Annotated in this window: 19 protein-coding genes; 15 read left to right on the top strand and 4 right to left on the bottom strand. The window is 70.9% G+C overall.

All coding sequences use genetic code 11. From position 1 onward, the window contains the following. Positions 1-73 precede the first annotated feature (73 nt). Positions 74-574 (bottom strand): roadblock/LC7 domain-containing protein, encoded by a 501-nt coding sequence (locus HNR20_RS07395; RefSeq protein WP_184177627.1) that lies wholly within the window; start codon positions 572-574, stop codon positions 74-76. Between the two features lie 253 nt (positions 575-827). On the opposite strand from HNR20_RS07395, the gene HNR20_RS07390 reads away from it, so the two are divergent. The 3 genes from HNR20_RS07390 to HNR20_RS07380 are packed head-to-tail and all read left to right on the top strand — an operon-like array spanning position 828 to position 3304. Continuing rightward, positions 828-1181: a VOC family protein gene (locus HNR20_RS07390; RefSeq protein ID WP_184177625.1), complete on the top strand. Its 354-nt coding sequence runs from the start codon at positions 828-830 to the stop codon at positions 1179-1181. Further along, positions 1178-2434: a deoxyguanosinetriphosphate triphosphohydrolase gene (locus HNR20_RS07385; protein WP_184177623.1), complete on the top strand. Its 1257-nt coding sequence runs from the start codon at positions 1178-1180 to the stop codon at positions 2432-2434. The genes HNR20_RS07390 and HNR20_RS07385 overlap by 4 nt, the downstream gene beginning before the upstream one ends. Positions 2435-2449: 15 nt before the next feature. After that, the gene (locus tag HNR20_RS07380) at positions 2450-3304 is read left to right on the top strand and encodes a siderophore-interacting protein (protein ID WP_184177621.1); all 855 of its coding nucleotides are present in this window, start codon (positions 2450-2452) and stop codon (positions 3302-3304) included. 7 nt (positions 3305-3311) lie between these two features. On the opposite strand, the gene HNR20_RS07375 is transcribed toward HNR20_RS07380, so the two are convergent. Further along, a complete protein-coding gene (locus tag HNR20_RS07375) occupies positions 3312-4520 on the bottom strand; it encodes a low temperature requirement protein A (RefSeq protein ID WP_184177619.1) in 1209 nt (402 codons plus the stop codon). A 135-nt stretch (positions 4521-4655) separates the two neighbouring features. Between HNR20_RS07375 and dnaG the strand changes: the two genes are divergently transcribed. Both dnaG and HNR20_RS07365 read left to right on the top strand, forming a co-directional pair. Next, positions 4656-6536: a DNA primase gene (gene dnaG, locus HNR20_RS07370; protein ID WP_184177617.1), complete on the top strand. Its 1881-nt coding sequence runs from the start codon at positions 4656-4658 to the stop codon at positions 6534-6536. Then, positions 6537-7073: a hypothetical protein gene (locus HNR20_RS07365; RefSeq protein ID WP_184177615.1), complete on the top strand. Its 537-nt coding sequence runs from the start codon at positions 6537-6539 to the stop codon at positions 7071-7073. A gap of 7 nt (positions 7074-7080) precedes the next feature. On the opposite strand, the gene HNR20_RS07360 is transcribed toward HNR20_RS07365, so the two are convergent. Both HNR20_RS07360 and HNR20_RS07355 read right to left on the bottom strand, forming a co-directional pair. Then, positions 7081-8100 carry a TAXI family TRAP transporter solute-binding subunit gene (locus HNR20_RS07360; protein WP_184177613.1) on the bottom strand — a complete coding sequence of 340 codons (1020 nt, stop codon included), beginning with the start codon at positions 8098-8100 and terminating at the stop codon, positions 7081-7083. Then, complete coding sequence (locus tag HNR20_RS07355) at positions 8097-10421, bottom strand: TRAP transporter permease (protein ID WP_229687216.1); 2325 nt, start codon at positions 10419-10421, stop codon at positions 8097-8099. The genes HNR20_RS07360 and HNR20_RS07355 overlap by 4 nt, the downstream gene beginning before the upstream one ends. Before the next feature lie 142 nt (positions 10422-10563). On the opposite strand from HNR20_RS07355, the gene HNR20_RS07350 reads away from it, so the two are divergent. The 10 genes from HNR20_RS07350 (at position 10564) to HNR20_RS07305 (ending at position 21673) form a co-directional block, all read left to right on the top strand. Continuing rightward, complete coding sequence (locus HNR20_RS07350) at positions 10564-11496, top strand: ABC transporter ATP-binding protein (protein WP_184177611.1); 933 nt, start codon at positions 10564-10566, stop codon at positions 11494-11496. Between the two features lie 143 nt (positions 11497-11639). Beyond that, on the top strand, positions 11640-12179 hold the full coding sequence (locus HNR20_RS07345) for a hypothetical protein (protein ID WP_184177609.1): 540 nt from the start codon (positions 11640-11642) through the stop codon (positions 12177-12179). A 171-nt stretch (positions 12180-12350) separates the two neighbouring features. Then, positions 12351-13148, top strand: a complete 798-nt coding sequence (locus HNR20_RS07340) for an ABC transporter permease (RefSeq protein WP_184177607.1) — start codon at positions 12351-12353, stop codon at positions 13146-13148. 10 nt (positions 13149-13158) lie between these two features. After that, on the top strand, positions 13159-13968 hold the full coding sequence (locus HNR20_RS07335) for an ABC transporter permease (RefSeq protein ID WP_184177605.1): 810 nt from the start codon (positions 13159-13161) through the stop codon (positions 13966-13968). A 64-nt stretch (positions 13969-14032) separates the two neighbouring features. Continuing rightward, positions 14033-15046, top strand: a complete 1014-nt coding sequence (locus HNR20_RS07330; RefSeq protein ID WP_184177603.1) for a YihY/virulence factor BrkB family protein — start codon at positions 14033-14035, stop codon at positions 15044-15046. A gap of 290 nt (positions 15047-15336) precedes the next feature. Then, the gene (locus HNR20_RS07325; protein WP_184177601.1) at positions 15337-16515 is read left to right on the top strand and encodes an ROK family protein; all 1179 of its coding nucleotides are present in this window, start codon (positions 15337-15339) and stop codon (positions 16513-16515) included. Positions 16516-16648: 133 nt separating this feature from the next. Continuing rightward, a complete protein-coding gene (locus tag HNR20_RS07320; RefSeq protein ID WP_184188118.1) occupies positions 16649-18157 on the top strand; it encodes a sugar ABC transporter ATP-binding protein in 1509 nt (502 codons plus the stop codon). Continuing rightward, complete coding sequence (locus tag HNR20_RS07315; RefSeq protein WP_184177599.1) at positions 18154-19281, top strand: ABC transporter permease; 1128 nt, start codon at positions 18154-18156, stop codon at positions 19279-19281. The genes HNR20_RS07320 and HNR20_RS07315 overlap by 4 nt, the downstream gene beginning before the upstream one ends. A 98-nt stretch (positions 19282-19379) precedes the next feature. Continuing rightward, positions 19380-20432 carry a substrate-binding domain-containing protein gene (locus tag HNR20_RS07310; RefSeq protein WP_184177597.1) on the top strand — a complete coding sequence of 351 codons (1053 nt, stop codon included), beginning with the start codon at positions 19380-19382 and terminating at the stop codon, positions 20430-20432. 53 nt (positions 20433-20485) lie between these two features. Continuing rightward, on the top strand, positions 20486-21673 hold the full coding sequence (locus tag HNR20_RS07305) for a Gfo/Idh/MocA family protein (protein ID WP_373291059.1): 1188 nt from the start codon (positions 20486-20488) through the stop codon (positions 21671-21673). The last annotated feature ends 329 nt before the right edge of the window (positions 21674-22002 follow it).

The raw sequence follows: 22002 nt of genomic DNA, 5'->3' as shown, positions 1-22002 counted from the left end.
CGGCGACCGGGCGACCCGGCCGCCGCCGGCACCAACGCTCGAATCGGGTCGTGGGCGGACGATCCGCCGAGGCTCAGATCGGCGGGCGACGCCAGGTCGGTCGAGCCGGGCGGCGTAACTGCGTCGGCAGGGTCGCCATCGGGGTACGCACGGCGAGCGGCGCGTGCGCGTCCGGAACAGACGTGGCGCCGATGCCGCCACCGCGCGTGTCCAACACCGAACCGGCTCGGCGGGCCACCGCCCGCGCCTCCTCGTGCAGCGCCTCCAGGTCATCCGCCGCCGACACGGTGACCAGGGTCAGCAGGGCGGTGCGCCCGGCCGGGTAGGTCACCACGCAGCCGGCCGTCGTGCAGACGACCGACTCCCGGAACTCACCCCGCCGGACGGTGTCGGCCACCCGGTGGCCGAGCCCGAAACTGGCCGCGGCCAGCGCGGCGAGATGGGTGGCGTCGGTGCTGGGCAGATCGCTGGAGATGAGCAGCCCGTCGGTGCCGGCCAGCACCGTCCCGGCGACCTCGGGTCGGCGTCGGCGCAGCCCGCGTAGTTCCGTTCCCACCACCGTGTCTGCGTCCACGAACTGCTCCCTTACCCGTGCGGGATCTGCGTGTCGGTCGGCTGGTCACGTTCCGCGCTGGGAACGCTACCGCTGGCGACTTCCGCCCGCGAGCCCGTAACCCACGGCAATCGGTTGACAACTCCGGGCCGATCGGCGGTTGTGGACACTCCACCGACGCGTCGGGGGTCAGTCGGGCAGGTGTGGCGGGCGTAACCTTGGCTCGCTCGCACACGGCCGATTGCGTACGCCGTCGAACGGGAAGGGTGATTGCATGACCAGCGTCTGGGAGAGCCTGACCATCGATGCCCGCGATCCGGCCCGACTGGCCCGCTGGTGGGCCGAAGCGCTCGGCTATCAGGTCGTCACCGAGAAGCCGGACGGCGTGGAGATCCGCCAGTCCGCGGACCAGCACCCCGCCCTGTTCTTCAATCTGGTGACCGACGGCAAGGACCGCAAGAACCGGCTGCACCTCGACCTGCGCCCCGCCGACCGGGAGGCCGAGGTCGAGCGCCTGGTCGACATGGGCGCCCGGCACGTCGACATCGGCCAGGGCGAGGTCGAGTGGACGGTGTTGGCCGACCCGGAGGGCAACGAGTTCTGCGTTCTCCGTGAGCGCGAGGAGTGAGCCGGGCGGCGGACGCCCGGCGGATTGAGGAGCCACCCAAGGACACCGGGCACCGCCGGTCACCGTACGAGCGCGACCGTGCGCGGGTGCTGCACTCCGCCGCGTTCCGCCGACTGGCCACCAAGACCCAGGTGCACACCGCCGGGACGGACGACTTTCTGCGTACGCGGCTGACGCACTCGCTGGAGGTTGCGCAGATCGCGCGGGAGATGGGTGCCCGGTTGGGCTGCGACCCGGACGTGGTGGACGTCGCCGGGCTCGCCCACGACCTCGGGCACCCGCCGTTCGGCCACAACGGCGAGGCGGCCCTGGATCTGCTCGCCACGCCGTGTGGCGGCTTCGAGGGCAACGCGCAGACCCTGCGGGTGCTGACCCGGCTGGAGGCGAAGGTGCTCGCCCCGGACGGCTCGTCCGCCGGGCTGAACCTGACCCGGGCGTCGCTCGACGCGATCGGCAAGTACCCGTGGCCGCGCCGCCCCGGGGAGCGCAAGTTCGGCGTGTACGCCGACGACACCGCGGTCTTCGAGTGGATCCGGGCCGGTGCGCCCGGCGATCGGCGCTGTCTCGAGGCGCAGGTGATGGACTGGGCCGACGACGTCGCGTACTCGGTGCACGACGTGGAGGACGGCATCCACGGCGGGTACGTCACGCTGCGCCCGTTGCTCGTCGACGCCGACGAGCGGGCCGCGCTCTGTGCCGACGTGGCCGGCGCCTACTCCGGGGAGACCGCTGCCGACCTGGCGGAGGTGCTGGTCGAGTTGTTGGCGGATCCGCTGCTCGCCCCGCTCGCCGGGTACGACGGCAGTCACCGCGCCCTGGTCGCGTTGAAGGCCACCACCAGCGGGGTGACCGGGCGGTTCGTGTCCGCGGCGGTGGCTGCCACGGAGGAGCGCTTCGGTCCCGGCCCGCACCGTCGCTACGCCGCGGACCTGGTGGTGCCACGTCTGGCCCGGGCGCAGTGTGCCCTGCTCAAGGGCATCGCGCTGCGTTACGTGATGCGTCGCGCCGGCTTCCGGGGCCGCTACGAGAGGCAGCGGACAATGCTGGCCGAGTTGGTCGCCGCGCTGGTCCGGCGCGCCCCGGACGGGCTCGACCCGATCTTCGCTCCGCTGTGGCGGGCCGCGCCGGACGACGTCGCCCGACTGCGCGTGGTGATCGACCAGGTCGCCTCCCTCACCGACCCGGCGGCCGTGACCTGGCACACCCGCCTGGTCGACAGGGGCGTACCGCCGACGGACCCCCGGGCAGCTTAGGCTAGCCTAAGCTGCATGACGGAACGCCCCAGGAACGTCACCTCGGTCCACGTGCTGCGCACCGAGCGGCCCACCCCGCACCTGATCCGGCTCGTCCTCGGTGGGGACGAGCTGACCGACCTGCCGGTGGGCGAGTTCACCGACCACTACATCAAGGTGGTGTTCCCGCAGCCCGGCGTCACGTACCCGCTGCCGTTGGACCTCGCCGCGATCCGCCGGGACCTGCCCCGGGAGCAGTGGCCGCGGCTGCGCGCGTACACGGTGCGACGCTGGGACCCGTTGGCCGAGGAGCTGACCGTGGACGTGGTGTACCACGGCGACGAGGGGCTGGCCGGTCCGTGGGCTGCCGCGTTGCGCCCCGGTGACCCCGTGCACTTCGTCGGCCCCGGCGGCGCGTACGCCCCGAGCCCGGACGCGGACTGGCACCTGCTGGTCGGCGACGAGAGTGCCCTGCCGGCGATCGCGGCTGCCCTGGAGCGGCTGCCACTGGGCGCCCCGGCCCACGTCTTCGTGGAGATCGCCGACCCGGCCGACGAGCAGAAGCTGCTCAGCCCTGGCGCGGTCGAGCTGACGTGGCTGCGCCGCGGCGATCGCCCGGTGGGCGAGGCGCTGGTCGCGGCGGTGCGGGAGCTGGAGTTCCCGGCCGGCCAGGTGCACGCGTTCGTGCACGGTGAGGCTGCCTTCGTCCGGGAGTTGCGCCGACTGCTGCGCGCCGAGCGGGGCATTCCGCTCGACCGGCTCTCCATTTCCGGCTACTGGCGGCGCGGCATGGACGACGAGGGCTGGCGTTCCACCAAGGCCGCCTGGAACAGCCAGGTGGCCGCCGAGGAGGCCACCGCCGCGGTGGCGGTCGAGCCGGCTGCCGCCTGAGCGCCGCTCAACCGTCGGGATTGTTCTCCGACTCCTGACGGGCCGAGGCGAGTCGCCGGGTGAGCAGCACGGCGTACCCGGCGATCGCCGCGGACAGCAGCAACAGCATCAACCTCGGTTCGTGCACCGTCGCGGTGATCACGCTGACCGAGATCACCCCGTAGCCGGTGATCGCCAGTCGGGCGACGCTCGGCCGCGACCAGAGCCAGTACAGGCCCAGCCCACACAACGTCCAGACCACGACCGAGGCGGCCAGCAGAAGCCGCAGCTCCAGCGGCAGCCGGTTCACGTTGTCGTCGATCAGCCGGACCACCTGCCCGAGAGCCCAGCCGAGCAGCAGCAGCGAACCGCCGAGCGGGATGTGCAGGTAGCCGTACGCCTGCCCGCCACGCAGCCGACGCTGCGTCAATCGGGTGGTGACGAACGTGGTGTAGACCCACCAGACGGCAGCCGGCACCACGAAGGCCATCCCGGCGGCGACGATCATGTGCGGCCGGGGGTGGTCCGGCACCGCGAAGAGCAGGCTGGCCAGCGCGCTGCCCAGCACGATGATGGTGAACTGCCCGATCCGCTCCGGCAGGTGGCGGTTGTCCACGGGCCACCGGTTGAGCCGGCCCTTGCCGACCCACGGCGTGGCCAGTTCGATGATCATCGCGATGATCCACATGACCGGGCGCGCTTCGGTGGGCACGAAAAGCGAGACCAGCCAGATCAACCAGCCCGTCCCGAAGCCGATCAGGTAGACCGACGTCACCGTGCGGGCCATCGGGCTCGTCGTCCGGGCCCGCAGGTAGAGCAGGAGCAGCACGCCCCGCACGATCAGGTACCCGACCGTCAGGAGCACGCTCTCCGGCACCTCGTCGACACCGAGCGTCATCGCGCCCGCGCCGACCAACGCGCCCAGCACCAGCAGTCGGTGCACGGCGTCGTCCGGGTCGAACCGGGTGTCGTAGTAGACCTGCCCCACCCAGGCCCACTGCACCACTACGAAGAGCCCGATCACGGCCAGCACGGCGTTCGGCGACGGAGTCGGGTCGTTGCCCAGCCGGGCCACCACCGCCGCCAACGCGTACACGAAGATGATGTCGAGGAAGAGCTCCAGCCAGGTGGCGTGGCGGTGGCCGGCCTCGTCCGTCTGCGGGGCCTGTCCGCGTAGTCCCAACTGGCCGGCCAACCAACGGGACCAGTGGACGCCGTCGGCCCGTACCCTGCGCATCTGGTCATGGTCCCCGCGCGGGCCCGGCTGCCGGGTGGAAACCGGCGAGCCGGCAGCGGTCGCCGCCACACCGGCGTCCCCCGGCCGGCGCGTCGTCGGTCCGGCAGGGCAGGATGTACGCCGAGGGGGTGGCGCATGGCTGGGCGGATCCGGGACGAGGACATCGCACTGGTCCGGGAACGCACCTCGATCGGGGATGTGATCTCCGAGACGGTCACCCTGAAGTCGGCCGGCGGCGGCAACCTCAAGGGTCTGTGCCCGTTCCACGACGAGAAGAGCCCGTCGTTCAACGTCTCGCCGGCCCGCAACGTCTGGTACTGCTTCGGCTGCGGGGCCGGCGGCGACGCGATCAAGTTCCTGATGGACGCCGACCACCTCAGCTTCGTGGAGTCCGTCGAGCGGCTGGCCGGCCGCGCCGGCATCCAGCTGCGCTACATCGAGGACGACAAGGGCACCCCCCGCCCCCGTCCGCAGCAGGGCCAGCGCCAGCGCCTGGTGGCCGCGCACGCCGCCGCGGTGGAGTTCTACCGGGCGCAGCTCAGCACCGCGGGTGCCCGGCCGGCACGCGAGTTCCTGGCCAAGCGGGGCTTCGACCGGGCCGCCGCCGAGCGCTACGGCTGTGGCTTCGCGCCAGAGGGCTGGGACCTGCTCACCAAGCACCTCCGCCAGCAGGGTTTCACCCACCAGGAGTTGGTCACGGCCGGGCTGTCCCGGGAGTCCCGCTCCGGCACCCTGATCGACCGGTTCCGCCGTCGGCTGCTCTGGCCGATCCGCGACCTCGCCGGCGACGTGATCGGCTTCGGCGCGCGCAAGCTCTTCGACGACGACGACGGCCCGAAATACCTGAACACCCCCGAGACGCCGATCTACAAGAAGTCGCACGTGCTCTACGGCATCGACCAGGCCAAGCGGGAGATCGCCAAGCAGGGCCGGGCAGTGATCGTCGAGGGCTACACCGACGTGATGGCCTGCCACCTCGCCGGGGTGACCACGGCGGTGGCGACCTGCGGCACCGCCTTCGCAGCGGATCACATCTCCGTCCTGCGTCGGCTCCTGTTCGACAGCGACGAGGTGGCCGGCGAGATCATCTTCACCTTCGACGGTGACGCTGCCGGCCAGAAGGCCGCACTACGTGCCTTCGAAGACGATCAGCGGTTCGTCGGGCGCACGTTCATCGCGGTCAGCCCGGACAACATGGACCCGTGCGATCTGCGGCTGGCCAAGGGTGACCTGGCGGTGCGTGACCTGGTCGCGCGCCGCGAGCCGCTTGTCGACTTCGCGCTCCGACACGTGATCAGCCGCTTCGACCTGGACACCGTCGACGGCCGGGTCGAGGCGATGCGCCACGCCGCGCCGCTGGTCGCGCGACTCAAGGACCGGGAAAAGCGTCCGGAGTACGTCCGCAAGCTCGCCATGGACCTCGGCATGGAGATCGAGCCGGTGCAACGGGCAGTGCTCGCCGCCGCCAACACCCCACCGCCCGGCACGCGCGACGCGGCACCCGCCGCCCGACCCACTTCGGCCCGTGCCGAGCCGACATCGGACAGCCCGCAGTCGATGGTCGAGCGGGAGGCACTGAAGCTCGCCCTGCAACAGCCCGTCCTGGCCGGGCCCATGTTCGACGCGGTCGAGGCCACCGAATACCGCCACCCGATGCACGTCGCCGCGCGTACGGCCATCGCGGCGGCCGGTGGGGCCGCGTCGGCGACCGGCGGCGCGGTCTGGATCGAGTCCGTCCGCGACGCTTGCGACGACCTGGCTTCGGCGGCGCTGGTCGGCGAGTTGGCGGTGGAGCCGCTGCGGATCGACGGCGAACCGGACCCCCGCTACGTGTCGATCACGATGGCCCGGGTGCAGTTCGGCTCGGTGACCGCCCGAATCCGCGATCTCAAGTCGCGCATCCAGCGGATCAACCCGGTCAACAACAAGGACGAGTACTTCGCCGCCTTCGGTGAGCTGCTGTCACTGGAACAGCACGCCCGGGCGCTGCGCGAACAGGCCGCGGGAGGCCTCTAGATGGGACTGTTCAGCCGCAAGCCGAAGCTGCCACCGGCCTCCCGGCCGCCGCTGACCGGCGACGAGCGGGTGCTGGCCTGGGCTGCCGCCGGCAACGGTGAGGGCGACGGCGTGGTGGTCGCCAGCAACCTCGGGTTGTGGCTGCCCGGTCGAGGGCACCGGCTCGGCTGGCACACCATCCTCAAGGCGGTCTGGTCCGGCCGGGAGCTGACCGTCACACCCGCCGAGCTCGTCGTCGAACGCGACGGCTACACGCTGGTCGCCGACGGCCCGGCCGAGACGTACCTCCTGCTCGACCCGGGTGAGCTGCCGCACCAGGTGCGGGCGCGGGTCACCCGCTCGGTCGCGTACACCGAGCATCAGCCGGTGCCCGGCGGCGCTGCGCGGGTCGCGGCCCGCCGCGAGGCCGGGGTCGACGGTCTCACCTGGACGGTTCGACTCGACCCCGGCACCCCGGCGGACGACGAGGCCTTGCTCGCCGAGACCGATCGTCTGGTCACCGTGGCCCGCGCCGCCACCGCACCGGTCGACGGCTGACCGGCTGTCAGTTGGCGCCGAGATCCTTCAGCGCCTTGTCGGCGCCCCGGTGCAGCGCGACGGGCTCGGTCTTCCGGGCGGTCTCCAGCGAGATCCCCTTGGCTGCCGGGTTGGCCTGCGCCAACGCGTCCCGCTTGTCGAACACCGTCCGGGTGATCGCACAGGCGACGTTGGCGTCCAGATCCTTGCGGACCAGCAGCACGTTCGGCACGACGATGGTCGGGGTGTCCGTCGCCGTCCGGTACGCGTCCCGGCCGATCGTCCCGGCCTGGTAGGCGGGGCTCAACTCGGTCATCTTCGGCAGCAGCGCCGCGATGTCGACGAACTTCACCCGGTCGCCGGCGGTGGTGAACAGGTCGGTCAGTCCACCGGTGGGCAGCCCACCGGACCAGAAGAACCCGTCGACGCTGCCGTCCTTGACGCCCTCGACCGTCTTCGTGAGGTCGAGCCGCTGCGCCCGGACGTCCTTGGCCGGGTCGAGGCCGGCGGCTTCCAGCAGCCGGTTGGCGATTACCTCGGTGCCGGACTTCGGGGAACCGGTGGAGATCCGCTTGCCCCGCATGTCGGCCACCGAGTTGATCCCGGAGTCGTTGCGAACCACCACCTGCGTGTAGTTGTCGTAGATGCGCGCGAGCGCCTCGACCGGCTGCGGCGCGGTGAAGCTGCCCTTGCCCTCGACCGCGTTGACCGCCGTGTCGAAGAGGGAGAACGCCACGTCGTACTGGCCAGCGACCAACTGTTCGACGTTCTGCACCGAGGCGCCGGTCTCGGCGGCGGTGCCGCTGAGCTTGCCGCCGGTGGCTCCGGACAACTGGCCGGCCAGGGCGTTGCCGACGACGTAGTAGACACCTGTCGCGTTGCCGGTGGCGATACCGACGCGGGTCTCCTGGGCCACCTCGCAGGTGACCTCGCTGGCCGCGTCGTCCTTGGCCGCGCCGCCCTGCTGGCCTCCGCAGCCCGCGGCACCGGCCGTGACGAGGGCGAGCACGCTCAGACCCGCCGCGACCCGTACGTCGATTCGTCTCACGGTTTCTCCTCCCGGAGGTTGGCTGACGATCCGGCTCGTGGCCGACCGGCCCGGCCGGTGGATTGCCGTCGTACGAAGACACCCGCTGCCGCGACGGCGGCCAGCGCGACGCCGACCGTGACCGCGACGGGTTGGAGCCAGAGCAGGGTGACGCCGGCGAGGACACCGAGTACGCGCTCTGGTGCGCCGGCCGGGCCCAGCCCGGGCAGCCAGCCACCGGCGGCGACGGCGAGCACCGCCACGCTGAGCGCTATCACCACGGCGGCGAAGGCGATCCGCCGTGCGCCACCGATGCCGAGCAGCCCGAGCCCGGCCGGCGTGATGACGAAGGCGATCGGTGTCAGGTACGCCGGTAGCGCGTAGCGCAGGGTCTGCCACATGGTCGGCACCAACCTGCCCCCGGTCACCGCCGCGGCCGCCACCGCGGCGAGCGCGGTCGGTGGGGACACCTCGGACAGGACCGCGAAGTAGAAGACGAACATCGCCACGGCGGGCGCCGACACGCCGAGGTCGATGAGGGCCGGGCCGACGATCACCCAACCGATCACGAACGAGGCGGTGACCGGCACGGCCAGGCCCAGCAGGCTGAGTGCGACGGCCGCGAGCAGCGCGGTGAGCACCAGCACCAGGGTCGGGTCCGAGGTGGCCGCCTTCGCCCCGCTGATCAGCAGCGCCGCCGCCTGCGGCCCGAGGCCGGTCTTCGTGGTGGTCGCCGTGATGATGCCGGCGGCGGCGCAGACGGCGGTCACCGCGAGCACGCCGCGTACGCCGGTGACGAGCGCGGCCACCAGCCGGGCCGCGGTGAGCCGCTGCGCGCGGTCCAGGAAGGAGAGCGCGACCGCCAGGAGGGTGGCGAAGACGACGGCCCTCGTCGCGGAGACGCCCACGGCGAGGAGCACGACGATCGCGACCAGTGAGGCGAAGTGGTAGCCGAACCGGGCCAGCAGACGCCAGGGCGACCCGACGTCGATCACCACGGGGCGTACGCCGGACCGGCGGGCGTCGATCTCCACGGCGAGGAGGATGCCGAGGTAGTAGAGGACCGTCGGCACCGTGGCCCAACCCAGCACCTGCAGGTACGACACGCCCAGGTATTCGGCGATGATGAACGCCGCCGCGCCCAGGGTGGGCGGCGAGAGGATCGCGCCCACTCCGGCCGCGGCCAGCATGCCGCCGGCCCGCTCCGGGGGATAGCCGGCGCGACGCAGCAGTGGCCAGGTGACCGCGCCGATGCTCACCGTCGTCGCCGCGCCGGATCCGGACACGGTGCCGAGCAGGAAGCCGGAGGCCACCGCCGTACGACCGGCGGCGGTACGCGAGCGGCGGAACGCCGCGGCCGACAGGTCGACGAAGAACCGCCCGGCCCCGGACAACTCCAGCACCGCACCGTAGATGGTGAACAGCACGATGTAGGAGGCGGCCACGTCCAGTGGTGTGCCGTAGAAGCCGCTGTCGGAGTTGTAGAACGCGTCGACCAGTTGGCTGAAGTCGAGCCCGGCGTGGGCGACCGGCCAGGACTGCGGCAGCAACCCGCCGTAGTAGCCGTAGCCGAGGAACAGCAGGCAGACCGCGGGCAGGATCCAGCCGGTGGCCCGGCGGCACGCTTCCAGCAGCAGGAGCAGCAGCACGGTGCCCAGCACCAGGTCCATCGGCGCCAGCAGACCCTGCCGGTCGAGGAAGGCGTCGTAGCCGCCGCCACCGGAACCGAGGGGAATCGGCAGGACGGGGTAGAGGCAGGCGGCCACCGCGAGGGCGGCCAGCACCCAGTCCGTCACGGTGGGCCGCGTCGACGTCGGACGAAGCGGGGCCGGCCCGTCGGCGTTCTCGGTGCGCTCAACGCTGTCGGCGTTCTCGGTGCGGCGTCGACGGGCCCGCAGTCGGGCCCGCAGCCGAAGGTCGGCCGGGTAGGCGAGGAAGACCAACGGGAGTACGCCGGCCAGGAAGATGATGAGGTAATACTTGCTGCCCTGCGACAGCGGTTGGAACACCTGCCAGAGGGCGAGGGCGGCGACCGCCAGCGCTGCCGCGGTGAGGAGCAGACCCGCGGGCCCGGTCAACACCCGGCCCGGTTTCTCGTCCTCGAACTGGGCGGCCAGGTCGCGGGTCGCCCGCTCGGCGGCGGAGCGGTCGTCGTCGATGGCGCGCTCGGTCGGGTCGGCGGCGAGCTCGGTCAGGTGCGGTCCACTGTCGGCCTCGGTGGGGTCGACTGTCGGTCGCGGCCGAGGTGGCGTGCCGCCGCTGCCCGCTGTGGGCACACCGGCGGGGGAGTTGGCAGGTCGGACGGGTGGCGACGAACCATCGGGCGAGCTGATGGGCGACACGAGAGGACGATACACGTCGATCGGGCGCACAGTGGGGCATTGATCGGCGTTTCGCCGCCGGCGGTGCGGGTGGGGGTCGGCCGGTCGGTCGCGGCACGTATTTGCGTGGAGGGCTGTCGGACTCGCCGGTTAGGGTCGGGTGGTGACTTCGGGGCGACCACTCATTCAGGCTCGGGGGCTGGTGAAGCGGTTCGGTGACTTCACCGCCGTCGCCGGCATCGACGTCGAGGTGCGTTCGGGTGAGGCGTTCGGCTTCCTCGGGCCGAACGGCGCCGGCAAGTCCTCCACCATGCGGATGGTCGGCTGCACCTCCCCACCCAGCGGGGGTGAGCTGCGCATCCTCGACATGGACCCGGTCGGGGACGGGCCGGCGATCCGGGCCCGGCTCGGCGTCTGCCCGCAGTTGGACAATCTCGACCCGGAGCTGACCGTCCGGGAAAATCTGACCGTCTACGCCCGCTACTTCGGCATCTCACGGCGGGCGGCCCGGGAGCGGGCCGACGAGCTGCTCGACTTCGTCCAGCTCAGCGAGCGGGCCGACAGCAAGGTCGAGCCGCTCTCCGGTGGGATGAAGCGTCGGCTGACCATCGCCCGCGCGTTGGTCAACGACCCGGAGATCGTGCTGCTCGACGAACCGACCACCGGTCTCGACCCGCAGGCCCGGCACCTGGTGTGGGAGCGGCTGTTCCGGCTCAAGCAGCAGGGCGTCACGTTGGTGCTCACCACCCACTACATGGACGAGGCCGAGCAGCTCTGCGACCGGCTGGTGGTGATGGACGGCGGGCGGATCGTCGCCGAGGGCTCACCCCGGGCGCTGATCGCGGAACACTCCACCCGCGAGGTGGTCGAGCTGCGCTTCGCCGCCGAGTCGCAGGAGCCGTTCGCGGGCAAGCTCGACGGTGTGGGGGAGCGGGTCGAGGTCCTGCCCGACCGGGTCCTGCTCTACGTGCCCGACGGCGACGCGGCGGTCACCGAGGTCTCCGCGTTGGGGCTCAACCCGGCCAACGTGCTGGTGCGGCGCAGTGGCCTGGAGGACGTCTTCCTGCACCTGACCGGCCGCACCCTGGTCGACTGACCGACCTTCTGATCGTCGGCAGCTCAACGGCTCTGACCGGGAAGCTGCGCGTGAGCCGGGTTACGGCCGCGTTTGATCTTGGGCGTAGCATCGGCCGACCGGTCGGTGGGTTCACCGAACCGGCCGCCGACCACGGAGGTCCCATGTCCGATCTGCTGACCGCCAACCGACGTCAGGCTGGGCTGACCGCCCTCTATCTGGGCATCTTCGCGATGGTCTGGTTCAGTGTGCCGGCGGCGGAGCAACCGCTGCGGGCCCTGCTCGTCGTGGGCAGCATCGTCGCACTGCTCACCGCCGTGGTGGGCGGCGTGCTGTCGGCCCGCCTCCGGGGGGCCGGTAGCCCTCGGGACCGCGCCGCCGACCGCCCGTACCTGCTCATCGTCGTCGCCGAATTCGCCGCCGCTGGGCTGGGCGCTGCCGTGGTGGCCGCCGCCGGCTGGTCCGAGTACGTCCCGGTGCTGGTCTGCCTGGTGGTCGGACTGCACTTCTTCCCGCTCGCCCCGCTGCTGCGGGATCCGCTGCTCCGGCCGCTCGGTGTCGCGCTGTGCCTGGTGGCGGCGGCGGCGCTCGTCACCGGCCTGGCCTCGGGAGTGTCCGCTGGCCTGGTGGTCGGCACCGGCGCGGGAGTGCTGCTGCTCGGATACGCCCTGCAGGCGCTGATCCGCGCGTACCGCCCGGCCTGATCGACTCCAGGTCGGCGACGCGGGGGTGTCCGGGCGGCGGTAGGCCGCCACATCGCCGATCTGGAGTGGATCATCGCGCCGCCGTTGGAAACCCGGGCGACACGTTGGCGGGGCCGCCGTAGGGTGACCGGCGACCTGTCGTACCCCCGGGGTAGACAGGTCGGGACGGGGGTGGTCGTGGTGAGTGTGGCGGGGCAGACCCGATTGCCGTGGGTGCCGGCGTACGCCGTGTTCGAGCACTACCTGGTGGGTCTGCGGCGCACCTGGCGGGCCGGGGTGTTCTCCTCCTTCCTGCTGCCGGTGCTCACCGTGCTCGGCTTCGGGCTGGGCGTCGGCGCCTACATCGACCAGGGCGTCGGCGGGGTGCGTTACCTCGACTGGCTGGTCCCCGGGCTGATCGCCTCGACCGCCCTCCAGGTGACCGTCGGTGACTCGACCTGGCCGGTGTTCAGCAACTTCCGGTGGGTCAAGACCTACTTCGCGCAGAGCGCGTCGCCGCTGCGGGTTGGTGACATCGTGGCGGGGCACCTGGCGTTCGTGCTGTTCCGGGTGCTCACCACGATCGCGGCGTTCCTGCTGGTCACCGGCTTGTTCGGGGCGTTGCGGTCGCCGTGGGCGGTGGCGACCCTGCCGGTGGTGGCGTTGCTCGGGCTGGCCGTTGCCGCGCCGGTCTTCGCGTACACCGCGTCAGTGTCCAGCGACAGTTGGCTGGCGATGCTGTTCCGGTTCGCGGTCATCCCGATGACGCTCTTCGCCGGGGTGTTCTTCCCGGTCGAGTCGCTACCCGAGGCGCTGCGCTGGGTGGCGTACGTGACGCCGTTGTGGCACGCCGTCGACCTCTGCCGCGCGGCCACGCTCGGCGTCGCCCCACAGTGGTCGGTCGTGGGGCACCTGCTGTACCTGGCCGCCTGGGCGGTCGCCGGCTGCCTGCTGGCGCTGCGCGCGTTCCGTCGCAAGCTCGTCGTCTAGGGAGGCTGTCGTGGTCACGCTGATCCTGCCCCGGCTGATCGACGTCTCCGCCGCGTCCCGGCGGTCGGGGTCGGTGGTCGAGCGCAACGTCGCGGCGCTGAAGTCGGTCTACTGGCTGCTGCTGCTCTCCGGCTTCGTCGAGCCGCTGCTCTACCTGCTCTCCATCGGGGTGGGCGTCGGGGCGCTGGTCGGCGATCTGCCGTTGCCCGACGGGCGGCTGGTCTCGTACGCCGAGTTCGTGGCTCCGGCGATGCTCGCCTCCTCGGCGATGACCGGGGCGCTCGCGGAGACCACCTTCAACTTCTTCGGCAAGATGAAGTACATGAAGCTGTACGACGGGATGATCGCCACCCCGGTACGGCCGTTCGAGATCGCCGTCGGTGAGTTGAGTTGGGCGATGCTGCGGGGCAGCGCCTACTCGGCCGCGTTCCTCGGGGTGATGGTCGCGCTGGATCTGACCAGCGTCACCCGCGCGCTGACCGCTCTGCCGGCCGCGGTGCTGGTCGGGTTCGCGTTCGGGGCTCTCGGCATGGCGATCTCCACGTTCATGCGCAGTTGGCAGGACTTCGACCTGATGGGCTCGGCCCAGTTCACGCTGTTCCTCTTCTCCGGCACGTTCGTGCCGGCGCAGGCCTATCCGACCCTGCTGCACTGGCTGATCGAGATCACCCCGCTGTACCGGTCGGTGCACCTGATCCGCGGGGTCGCGCTGGGCAGCGGTGGCTGGGTCTGGCTGCTCGACGTGCTCTACCTGCTGGCGATGGTGGCGATCGGCCTGCTGGTGGCGTCGCGCCGGATGGGCAGGTTGCTCTACCAATAGGGGTTATCCGTGCCCGTCGACGGGGCATGTCCGGAGGTGACACCGCCGACGGACAGGAGGGGCGATGGCCTCGGACGAGTCTTCCGCCCACCGGGAGCACCAGCGTGATCCGGTCGGGCCCGATGCGGGGCCGGACAGCCCCACCGATCTGCCCGGCAGTGGCTGGAAGGCGGCGCTGCGGCGCACGGTCACCGAATTCCAGGACGACAGCCTGACCGACTGGGCGGCGGCGTTGACCTACTACGGGGTGCTGTCCATCTTCCCGGGGCTGCTGGTGCTGATCTCCATCCTCGGTCTGCTCGGCAGGAGCGCCACCCAGGGCGTCAAGGACACCGTCAACCAGGCGGTGCCGAACGACAGCATCCAGAAGATCATCGAGGACGCGATCACCCAGGCGCAGGGCAGCGGCGGCCTGGCCAGCCTCGCGGCGATCATCGGTCTGCTGGCGGCGTTCTGGTCCGCCTCCGGGTATGTCGGCGCGTTCATGCGCGCCTCGAACACCATCTACGACGTGCCGGAAGGCCGGCCGATCTGGAAGACGCTGCCGATCCGGCTCGGCGTGACCGCCGTGATCGGGGTGCTGCTGCTGGCCAGCGCGGTGATCGTGGTCTTCACCGGACGTCTCGCCGAGTTGGTCGGGGACGCGGTCGGCCTCGGCGCGACGGCGGTCACGGTGTGGGACATCGCCAAGTGGCCGGTCCTGCTGATCCTGGTCAGCCTGATGTTCGCGATCCTCTACTGGGCTTCGCCGAACGCGCGGCACGGCGGGTTCCGCTGGGTCAGCCCGGGCGGTGTGCTGGCCGTGGTGATCTGGCTGGTGATCTCCGGCCTCTTCGCCCTCTACGTGAGCAACTTCGGCTCGTACAACAAGACGTACGGGGCGCTGGCCGGTGTGATCATCTTTCTGGTCTGGCTCTGGCTGAGCAACATCGCGATCCTGCTGGGTGCCGAGTTCGACGCGGAGTTGGAGCGGGGTCGCGCCATTTCGGCCGGTCACGCCGTCGACGACGAGCCGTACGTCGAGCTGCGCGACGACCGCAAGCTCCGGAAGAAGCGGAACTCCGCCGGCAGACGCTGACCGCCCTGCAGCGGCCCCCGTCCCGTACGGACGACCCGCGCAAACCGCCCCGCCACCGAGGTCCGGCTGGCGGGGCGATTTCGTGTTCGTCGATGGCACCGGGGGCGACCGGACGCGGGCGGCCCGTGATCCTTTTCTTGATCGACTAGTAGCTTTTGTTCTTTCGGACAAAAGTTCATCTCGAAACGGTCGAAGCTCTGGACAGGCGGTGCGGAACGCTCTTACTGTGTCGGACACAACACATCGCCATTGCGTCGATGTGAACGAGGCCTATGAAGAGGTGAATCCCGGTGCGGACCGTCGACCCGTTGCACGTGCGACTGCTCCGGTTGCTCCGCGACGAGGGAGCCGTATCCCGGGCCGAGCTGGGCGACCGACTCCAGATGCCGCGCCCGCGCATGCTCGCCGAGCTGGATCGTCTGGTCGCGCTCGGTTACGTCGCGGAGGCAGGGCTCGCCGCCTCCCGGGGCGGGCGCCGCTCGACCCTGGTCGAGCTGAACCCGAAGCTGCGCTTCGCCGCCGTCGACCTCGGCGCGAGCTCGATGGACATCGAGGTGGTCAACGGCCGCCTCGAACCGGTCGCCCACTACGCCGAGGCCGCCGACATCCGCAACGGGCCGAAGGTGACCCTGCAGCGGGTCAACGAGCTGCTGCACAAGGCCCGGGTCGACGGCGCGTACGAGCGCTTGGACGCGGTCGGCATCGGCGTACCCGGCCCGGTCAGCTTCCGCGACGGCGTCCCGGTCTCGCCGCCGATCATGCCAGGCTGGGACCGGTTCCCGGTGCGCGAGCTGCTCAGCCGGGAGCACGGTTGCCCGGCGGTGGTGGACAACGACGTCAACATCATGGCTATCGGTGAGCGCCACGGTGGGGTCGCGCACTCGGTGGACGACTTCCTCTTCGTGAAGATCGGCACCGGCATCGGCTGCGGCATCTACCTCACCGGCGAGGTCTACCGGGGCACCGACGGCTGTGCCGGCGACATCGGCCACATCCAGGTCGACTCGCACGGTCCGATGTGCTCGTGCGGCAACATCGGCTGCCTGGAAGCGTTGTTCAGCGGTGCCGCACTGGCCAAGGAGGCCACCGTCGCCGCCCGCAGCGGGACGTCACCGGCGCTGGCCGAGCGGATGGCCCTGCGTGGTGTGGTGACCGCACTTGACGTCGCCGAGGGCGCCGTCGAGGGCGACGTGACCTGCATCCAGCTGATCCGTGACGGCGGACGGCGGGTCGGTGGAGTGCTCGCCGGCCTGGTCAGCTTCACCAACCCGTCGATGATCGTGATCGGCGGCGGGCTGGCCCAGCTCGGGCACATCCTGCTGGCCGAGATCCGCAGCGTGGTCTACCGCCGTTCGCTGCCGCTGGCCACCGGCAACCTGCCCGTCGTGCTGTCCGAGCTCGGTGGTCGCGCCGGCGTCACCGGTGCGGCAGTGCTCGCCAGTGACGTCGCCTTCGGTGAAGCCGCATGAGACTGAGCGAATTTCCGTCGTGAGTGAGGAGGAGACTGTGGCCCTGCCCGAGGATGACCCCGCCACCACGTCGGCCGAGGCCGTCGCCGAGGCACCGCTGGTCGAGGCTCCCGCCGACACCGTCGCGGGCGAGGTGGTCCTGCGCCTCACCGATCTGGTCAAGACCTTCCCCGGCGTACGCGCGTTGGACGGCGTGCAGCTGGAGGTGCGTGCCGGCGAGGTGCACTGTCTGCTCGGGCAGAACGGCGCCGGCAAGTCCACCCTGATCAAGGTGCTCTCCGGGGTCCACCAGCCCGATTCCGGGCAGGTGGAGTGGCGCGGCGAGCCGGCGACCTTCGCCAACCCGCAGGCCGCCATGAAGGCCGGCATCGCCACGATCTACCAGGAGCTCGATCTCGTCGAGGACCTGTCGGTGGCGGAGAACGCGTTCCTCGGTCACGAGCACCGCAGCTTCGGGTTCGTCCGGCGCGGCACGATGGCCCGGCACACTCGGCAGATCCTCAGTCGGCTCGGCCACGGGGAGATCCCGCCCGGGAGGATGGTTCGGTCGCTGCCGGCCGCCGGTAAGCAGATCGTCAGCATGGCCCGCGCGCTGTCGCACGAGGCCCGACTGATCATCATGGACGAGCCGAGCGCGGTGCTGGCCCACGACGAGGTCGGCAACCTGTTCCGGATCATCCGGGAGCTGACCGCGCAGGGCATCGCCGTCATCTACATCTCGCACCGGCTGGAGGAGATCCGCGAGATCGGCGACCGGGTCACCGTACTCAAGGACGGCCGGACCACGGCGGCGAACCTGCCGGCGCGCGACACCCCGACCCGCGACCTGGTCAGCCGGATGACCGGCCGCACCATCGAGTACGTCTTCCCGGATCGACCGGCCGAAGACCCCGCCGGTGCGGATCTGCTCCAGGTGGAGGGGTTGACCCGCGCCGGAGAGTTCGCGGACGTCTCGCTGAGCGTTCGCGCCGGGGAGATCGTCGGCATCGCGGGGCTGGTCGGCTCCGGCCGCTCCGAGCTGCTGGAAACCATCTACGGTGCGCGTCTCGCGGAGGCCGGTTCGGTCCGGATGGACGGGCGGGTGCTGCGTCCCGGCGTCGGCGCGGCGGTGCGGGCCGGCATGGGGATGGCCCCGGAGGAACGCAAGAGTCAGGCGCTGCTGCTCGGAGAGCCCATCTACCGCAACGTCACGTTGGCCACCTTCGGCCGATACGCGCGGCTGGGCTTCACCGACGCCGCCAAGGAACGAGCCGAGGCGGACCGGATCACCGAGAGCCTGGAGCTGCGGCCCCGGGGCGTCGACCGGCCGGTACGCACGCTCTCCGGCGGCAACCAACAGAAGGTCGTGGTCGGGCGGTGGTTGCTCGGCGGCACCAAACTGCTGCTTCTCGACGAGCCGACCCGGGGCGTGGACGTGGGCGCCCGGGCTGAGCTCTACCAGGTCATCCGGGCGTTGGCCGCCCAGGGCGTCGGGGTGCTGCTGGTCTCCAGCGAGGTGCCTGAGGTGCTTGGTCTGGCCGACCGGGTGCTGGTGATGCGGGAAGGGCGGGTCGTCCGCGAGGCTGCGGCCGGCGAACTCGACGAGAACACCGTGCTCGACCTCGTGATGGCGGGGTCCTTGATGGAAGGCGCACCGGCATGAGCGACGCGACTCCCACTCCCACCGCGACACCGGAGCGCGCGCAGCTTCCGGCGCAGTCGCCGCCGGTGGACCCGGCGGAGACGGCGGTGGCCAGCGACAAGGCAGGATCCACGGGCCGACTTTCGTGGTGGCGGGGTGACGGCGGCGACGGTGCCAAGCGCAACCTCGGTCTGATCGGGGTGCTGGCCGCGCTCATCGTGGTCGGCGCGGTCACCAAACCGGAGCTCTACGGGGACCCGAACTGGGTCTGGAACAACGTTCTCGCCATCCTGCAGCTCGCCTCGGTCGTCGGTGTGGTCACGGTCGGGATGACCTTCGTGATCATCGGCGGCGGGATCGACCTGTCGGTCGGGGCGATCGTCGCGCTGGCCGGGGTCTGGTGCACCACGGTCGCCACCCAGGAATTCGGCGCCGGCGGCATGATCTTCACCGCCATCGTGGTCGGCATCTGCGTCGGCCTGGTCAACGGCGTACTCATCTCGTACGGGCGGCTCGTCCCCTTCATCGCGACGCTCGCGATGCTGGTGGCGGCTCGCGGGCTCGCGGCGTCGATCTCCAACAAGCAGACCCAGGTGTCGAGCAGCACCTTCATCAACGACATCGCGGCGCGCAAGGTTCTCGGGATTCCGATCCTCGTCTACATCCTGGGCGCGGTGGTGGTGGCCGGCTGGATCCTGCTCAACCGCACGACCTTCGGCCGGCGAACCATCGCCGTCGGCGGTAACCCGGAGGCGGCACGGCTGGCCGGCATCAACGTCCGCCGGCACACCATGTTCCTCTACGCGCTGTCCGGTCTGTGCTGCGGCATCGCGGCCATCATGCTCACCTCGCAGGCCACCTCGGCGCAGGCGGCGATGGCCAACCTCTACGAGTTGGATGCGATCGCCGCCGCGATCATCGGCGGGACGCTGCTCAGCGGCGGCCGGGGCACGATCGTCGGCTCACTGCTCGGCGTCATCATCTTCGCCACGATCACGAACCTCTTCGCCATCAACGGCCTCTCCATCGAGGCGCAGAACATGGTCAAGGGCGGCATCATCGTCGCCGCCGTCCTGGTCCAGCAGTTCCAGTACAAGTCCTTCACTCGGCTCCTCGCGCGGAACAGGGTCACCACCGCAACCTGACGCACCGCACCGTTGTCCCAGGCGACGTCGAGAAATTCGACAGTGGCCGGGCCTCGCACACCCTCACCAACACAAATCCCGCTCCCAGGAGGTCGTTCATGACCCAGCACAGTCGCGACGTGTCGCGCCGCCGGTTGCTCTTCGGTGGAGCCGCAGTCGGCGCCGCCACCCTGCTCACCGCCTGCACCAGCAACGACACCCCGGCGGCCAGCACCCAGACCAAGGCCGCCGGTGACGGTGCCGGCAACAACGCCCCGGGCAAGAAGGTCGTCATCGGCTTCTCCGCCCCGGCCGCCGACCACGGCTGGATGGGCGCGATCCACGCCAACGCCAAGGCTCAGGCCGCGGCCTACTCGGACGTGGAGTTCAAGGAGGTCGACGGTGGGTCGAACTCCGAGGCCCAGCGCTCCACGCTCGGCACGCTGATCGCCCAGAAGCCGGACATCATCGTCGTGCTGCCACACGACGGCAAGGAGGTCAACGCCGTTGCCCTCCAGGCGATGCAGGCGGGCATCCCGATCGTGAACCTCGACCGGGCCTTCCCCGACGCGCTGGCCTCGCGGCTGGTCATCAAGGGCGACAACTACGGCATGGGCGTCTCGGCCGGGCACTTCATCGGCAAGCAGCTCAAGGACAAGGGCGTCAGCAACCCGATCATCGGCGAGATCGCCGGTCTGGAGATCCCGCTGACCGTCGAGCGCAGCAACGGCTTCAAGGCCGCCCTGGCGACCTACGGGTTCCAGGTGAACAACCGTCGCTCGGCCGAGTTCACCTCGGACAGCGGTCAGCGCGAGGCGTCCCAGCTGCTCCAGGCGCTGCCGAAGATCGACGCGATCTGGAACCACGACGACGACCAGGGCATCGGTGTGCTCGCCGCCATCAAGCAGGCCAACCGGTCGGAGTTCTTCATGGTCGGCGGCGCGGGTTCGAAGCTCGCGATCGACGCGATCAAGGCCGACAACAGCGTGCTCAAGGCGACGGTCACCTACAACCCGTCGATGGCCTCGTCGGCAATCTCCCTCGCGCGGCTCATCGCGCAGGGCCGGGGCCTGGGCGACCTGACGGAGCTGCAGGTTCCCAAGGAGTTGACCCTCGCCTCCGAGACGATCACCAAGGAGAACGCGAGCAGCTACGACAAGCTCGGGTTCTGACACACGGGGGGAGACCCACCTTGTCCACGACAGACAAAGAACTGCGGGTCGGCATGGTCGGCTACGCGTTCATGGGCGCCGCGCACTCACAGGCGTGGCGCACCGTGAACCGCGTGTACGACCTGCCGGCGCGGGCCCGGATGGCGTTGATCTGCGGCCGAGACACAGCGAAGGTGGCCGACGCCGCCGACCGGCTCGGCTGGGACGCGTACACCACGGACTGGCGTGACCTGATCAACCGGGACGACATCGACGTGGTCGACATCTGCACCCCGGGCGACAGCCACGCCGAGATCGCCCTCGCCGCGTTGGCCGCCGGCAAGCACGTCCTGTGCGAGAAGCCGTTGGCCAACACGGTGGCGGAGGCCCGGGCGATGACCGCCGCGGCGGACGCCGCCCGGACCACCGGAGTGCGGTCGATGTGCGGGTTCAACTACCGCCGGGTCCCCGCAGTGACGATGATGCGCCAGATGGTCGCCGACGGACGGCTCGGGGTGATTCGACACGTTCGCGCGGTGTACCTGCAGGACTGGATCGTGGACCCGCAGTTCCCGCTGGTCTGGCGTTTGCAGAAGGACAGGGCGGGCTCCGGCGCGCTCGGTGACATCGGTGCCCACATCATCGATCTGACCCAGTTCGTCACCGGTCAACGGATCAGTGGGGTCAGCGCGGTCACCGAGACCTTCGTCAAGGAGCGGCCGTTGCCGGCCGGGTCGAGCGGGTTGGCGGCCACGGTGGACGGCGGCAGCTCCGCCGACGGCAACGGCACCGGGCCGGTCACCGTCGACGACGCCGCGGTCTTCGTGGCCCGGCTCGACGGTGGCGCTCTGGCCACGTACGAGGCGAGCAGGTTCGCCACCGGCCGCAAGAACGCCCTGCGTGTCGAGATCAACGGCTCGTTGGGCACCGTGGTCTTCGACCTGGAGCGCCTCAACGAGCTGGAGTTCTACGACGCCACCCGTCCCGCTGTGGAGCAGGGCTTCAACCGCATCCTGGTGACCGAGGGCGAGCACCCGTACATGTCGGCGTGGTGGCCGCCGGGCCACATCATCGGCTACGAGCACTCGTTCACGCACGAGATGCGCGACTTCATCGAGGCGGTCGCCACCGGTGTCGACCCGACTCCCTCCTTCGCCGACGCGTTGCAGGTCCAGTTGGTGCTGGACGCGGTGGCCCGCTCGGCGGAGCTCGGCTCGTCCTGGGCCGAGGTGGCGCCGGCGCTGACCGCGGCGGCTGTCTGACCATTGACCATCCGCGACGGCGGTGTTCGTACCGCTGTCGCCCGACCGGCTTTCCGAAGCCGACCGGCGAGGGACCGGCCGCGGATTGCGCCCCGTGGCTGGGACGAGGTCGGCATCGGAGAGTGTGCAGCCGGGCCGTACGGCCCGGTGGCGCACGAGAAGGACGGTCGTCCGGTGCGACCGGACCGGGATTCCCCGGCCGCACCGGAGGACCGCCACCACCGGTGAAGATCCGGAGGACCTGATGGCACCGCCCGCTGTTGCCCCCACCCGTCCCGCATCCACTCGTCGATTAACGGCGGGTCGTGCTCCGGTCGGTGATGTGGCGG

The organism is Micromonospora parathelypteridis (genome assembly GCF_014201145.1).
GTDB classification, from domain to species: Bacteria; Actinomycetota; Actinomycetes; order Mycobacteriales; family Micromonosporaceae; genus Micromonospora; species Micromonospora parathelypteridis.
The sequence above is the reverse complement of the archived record's forward strand: the minus strand, read 5'-3'. Positions and strand labels throughout refer to the sequence as shown.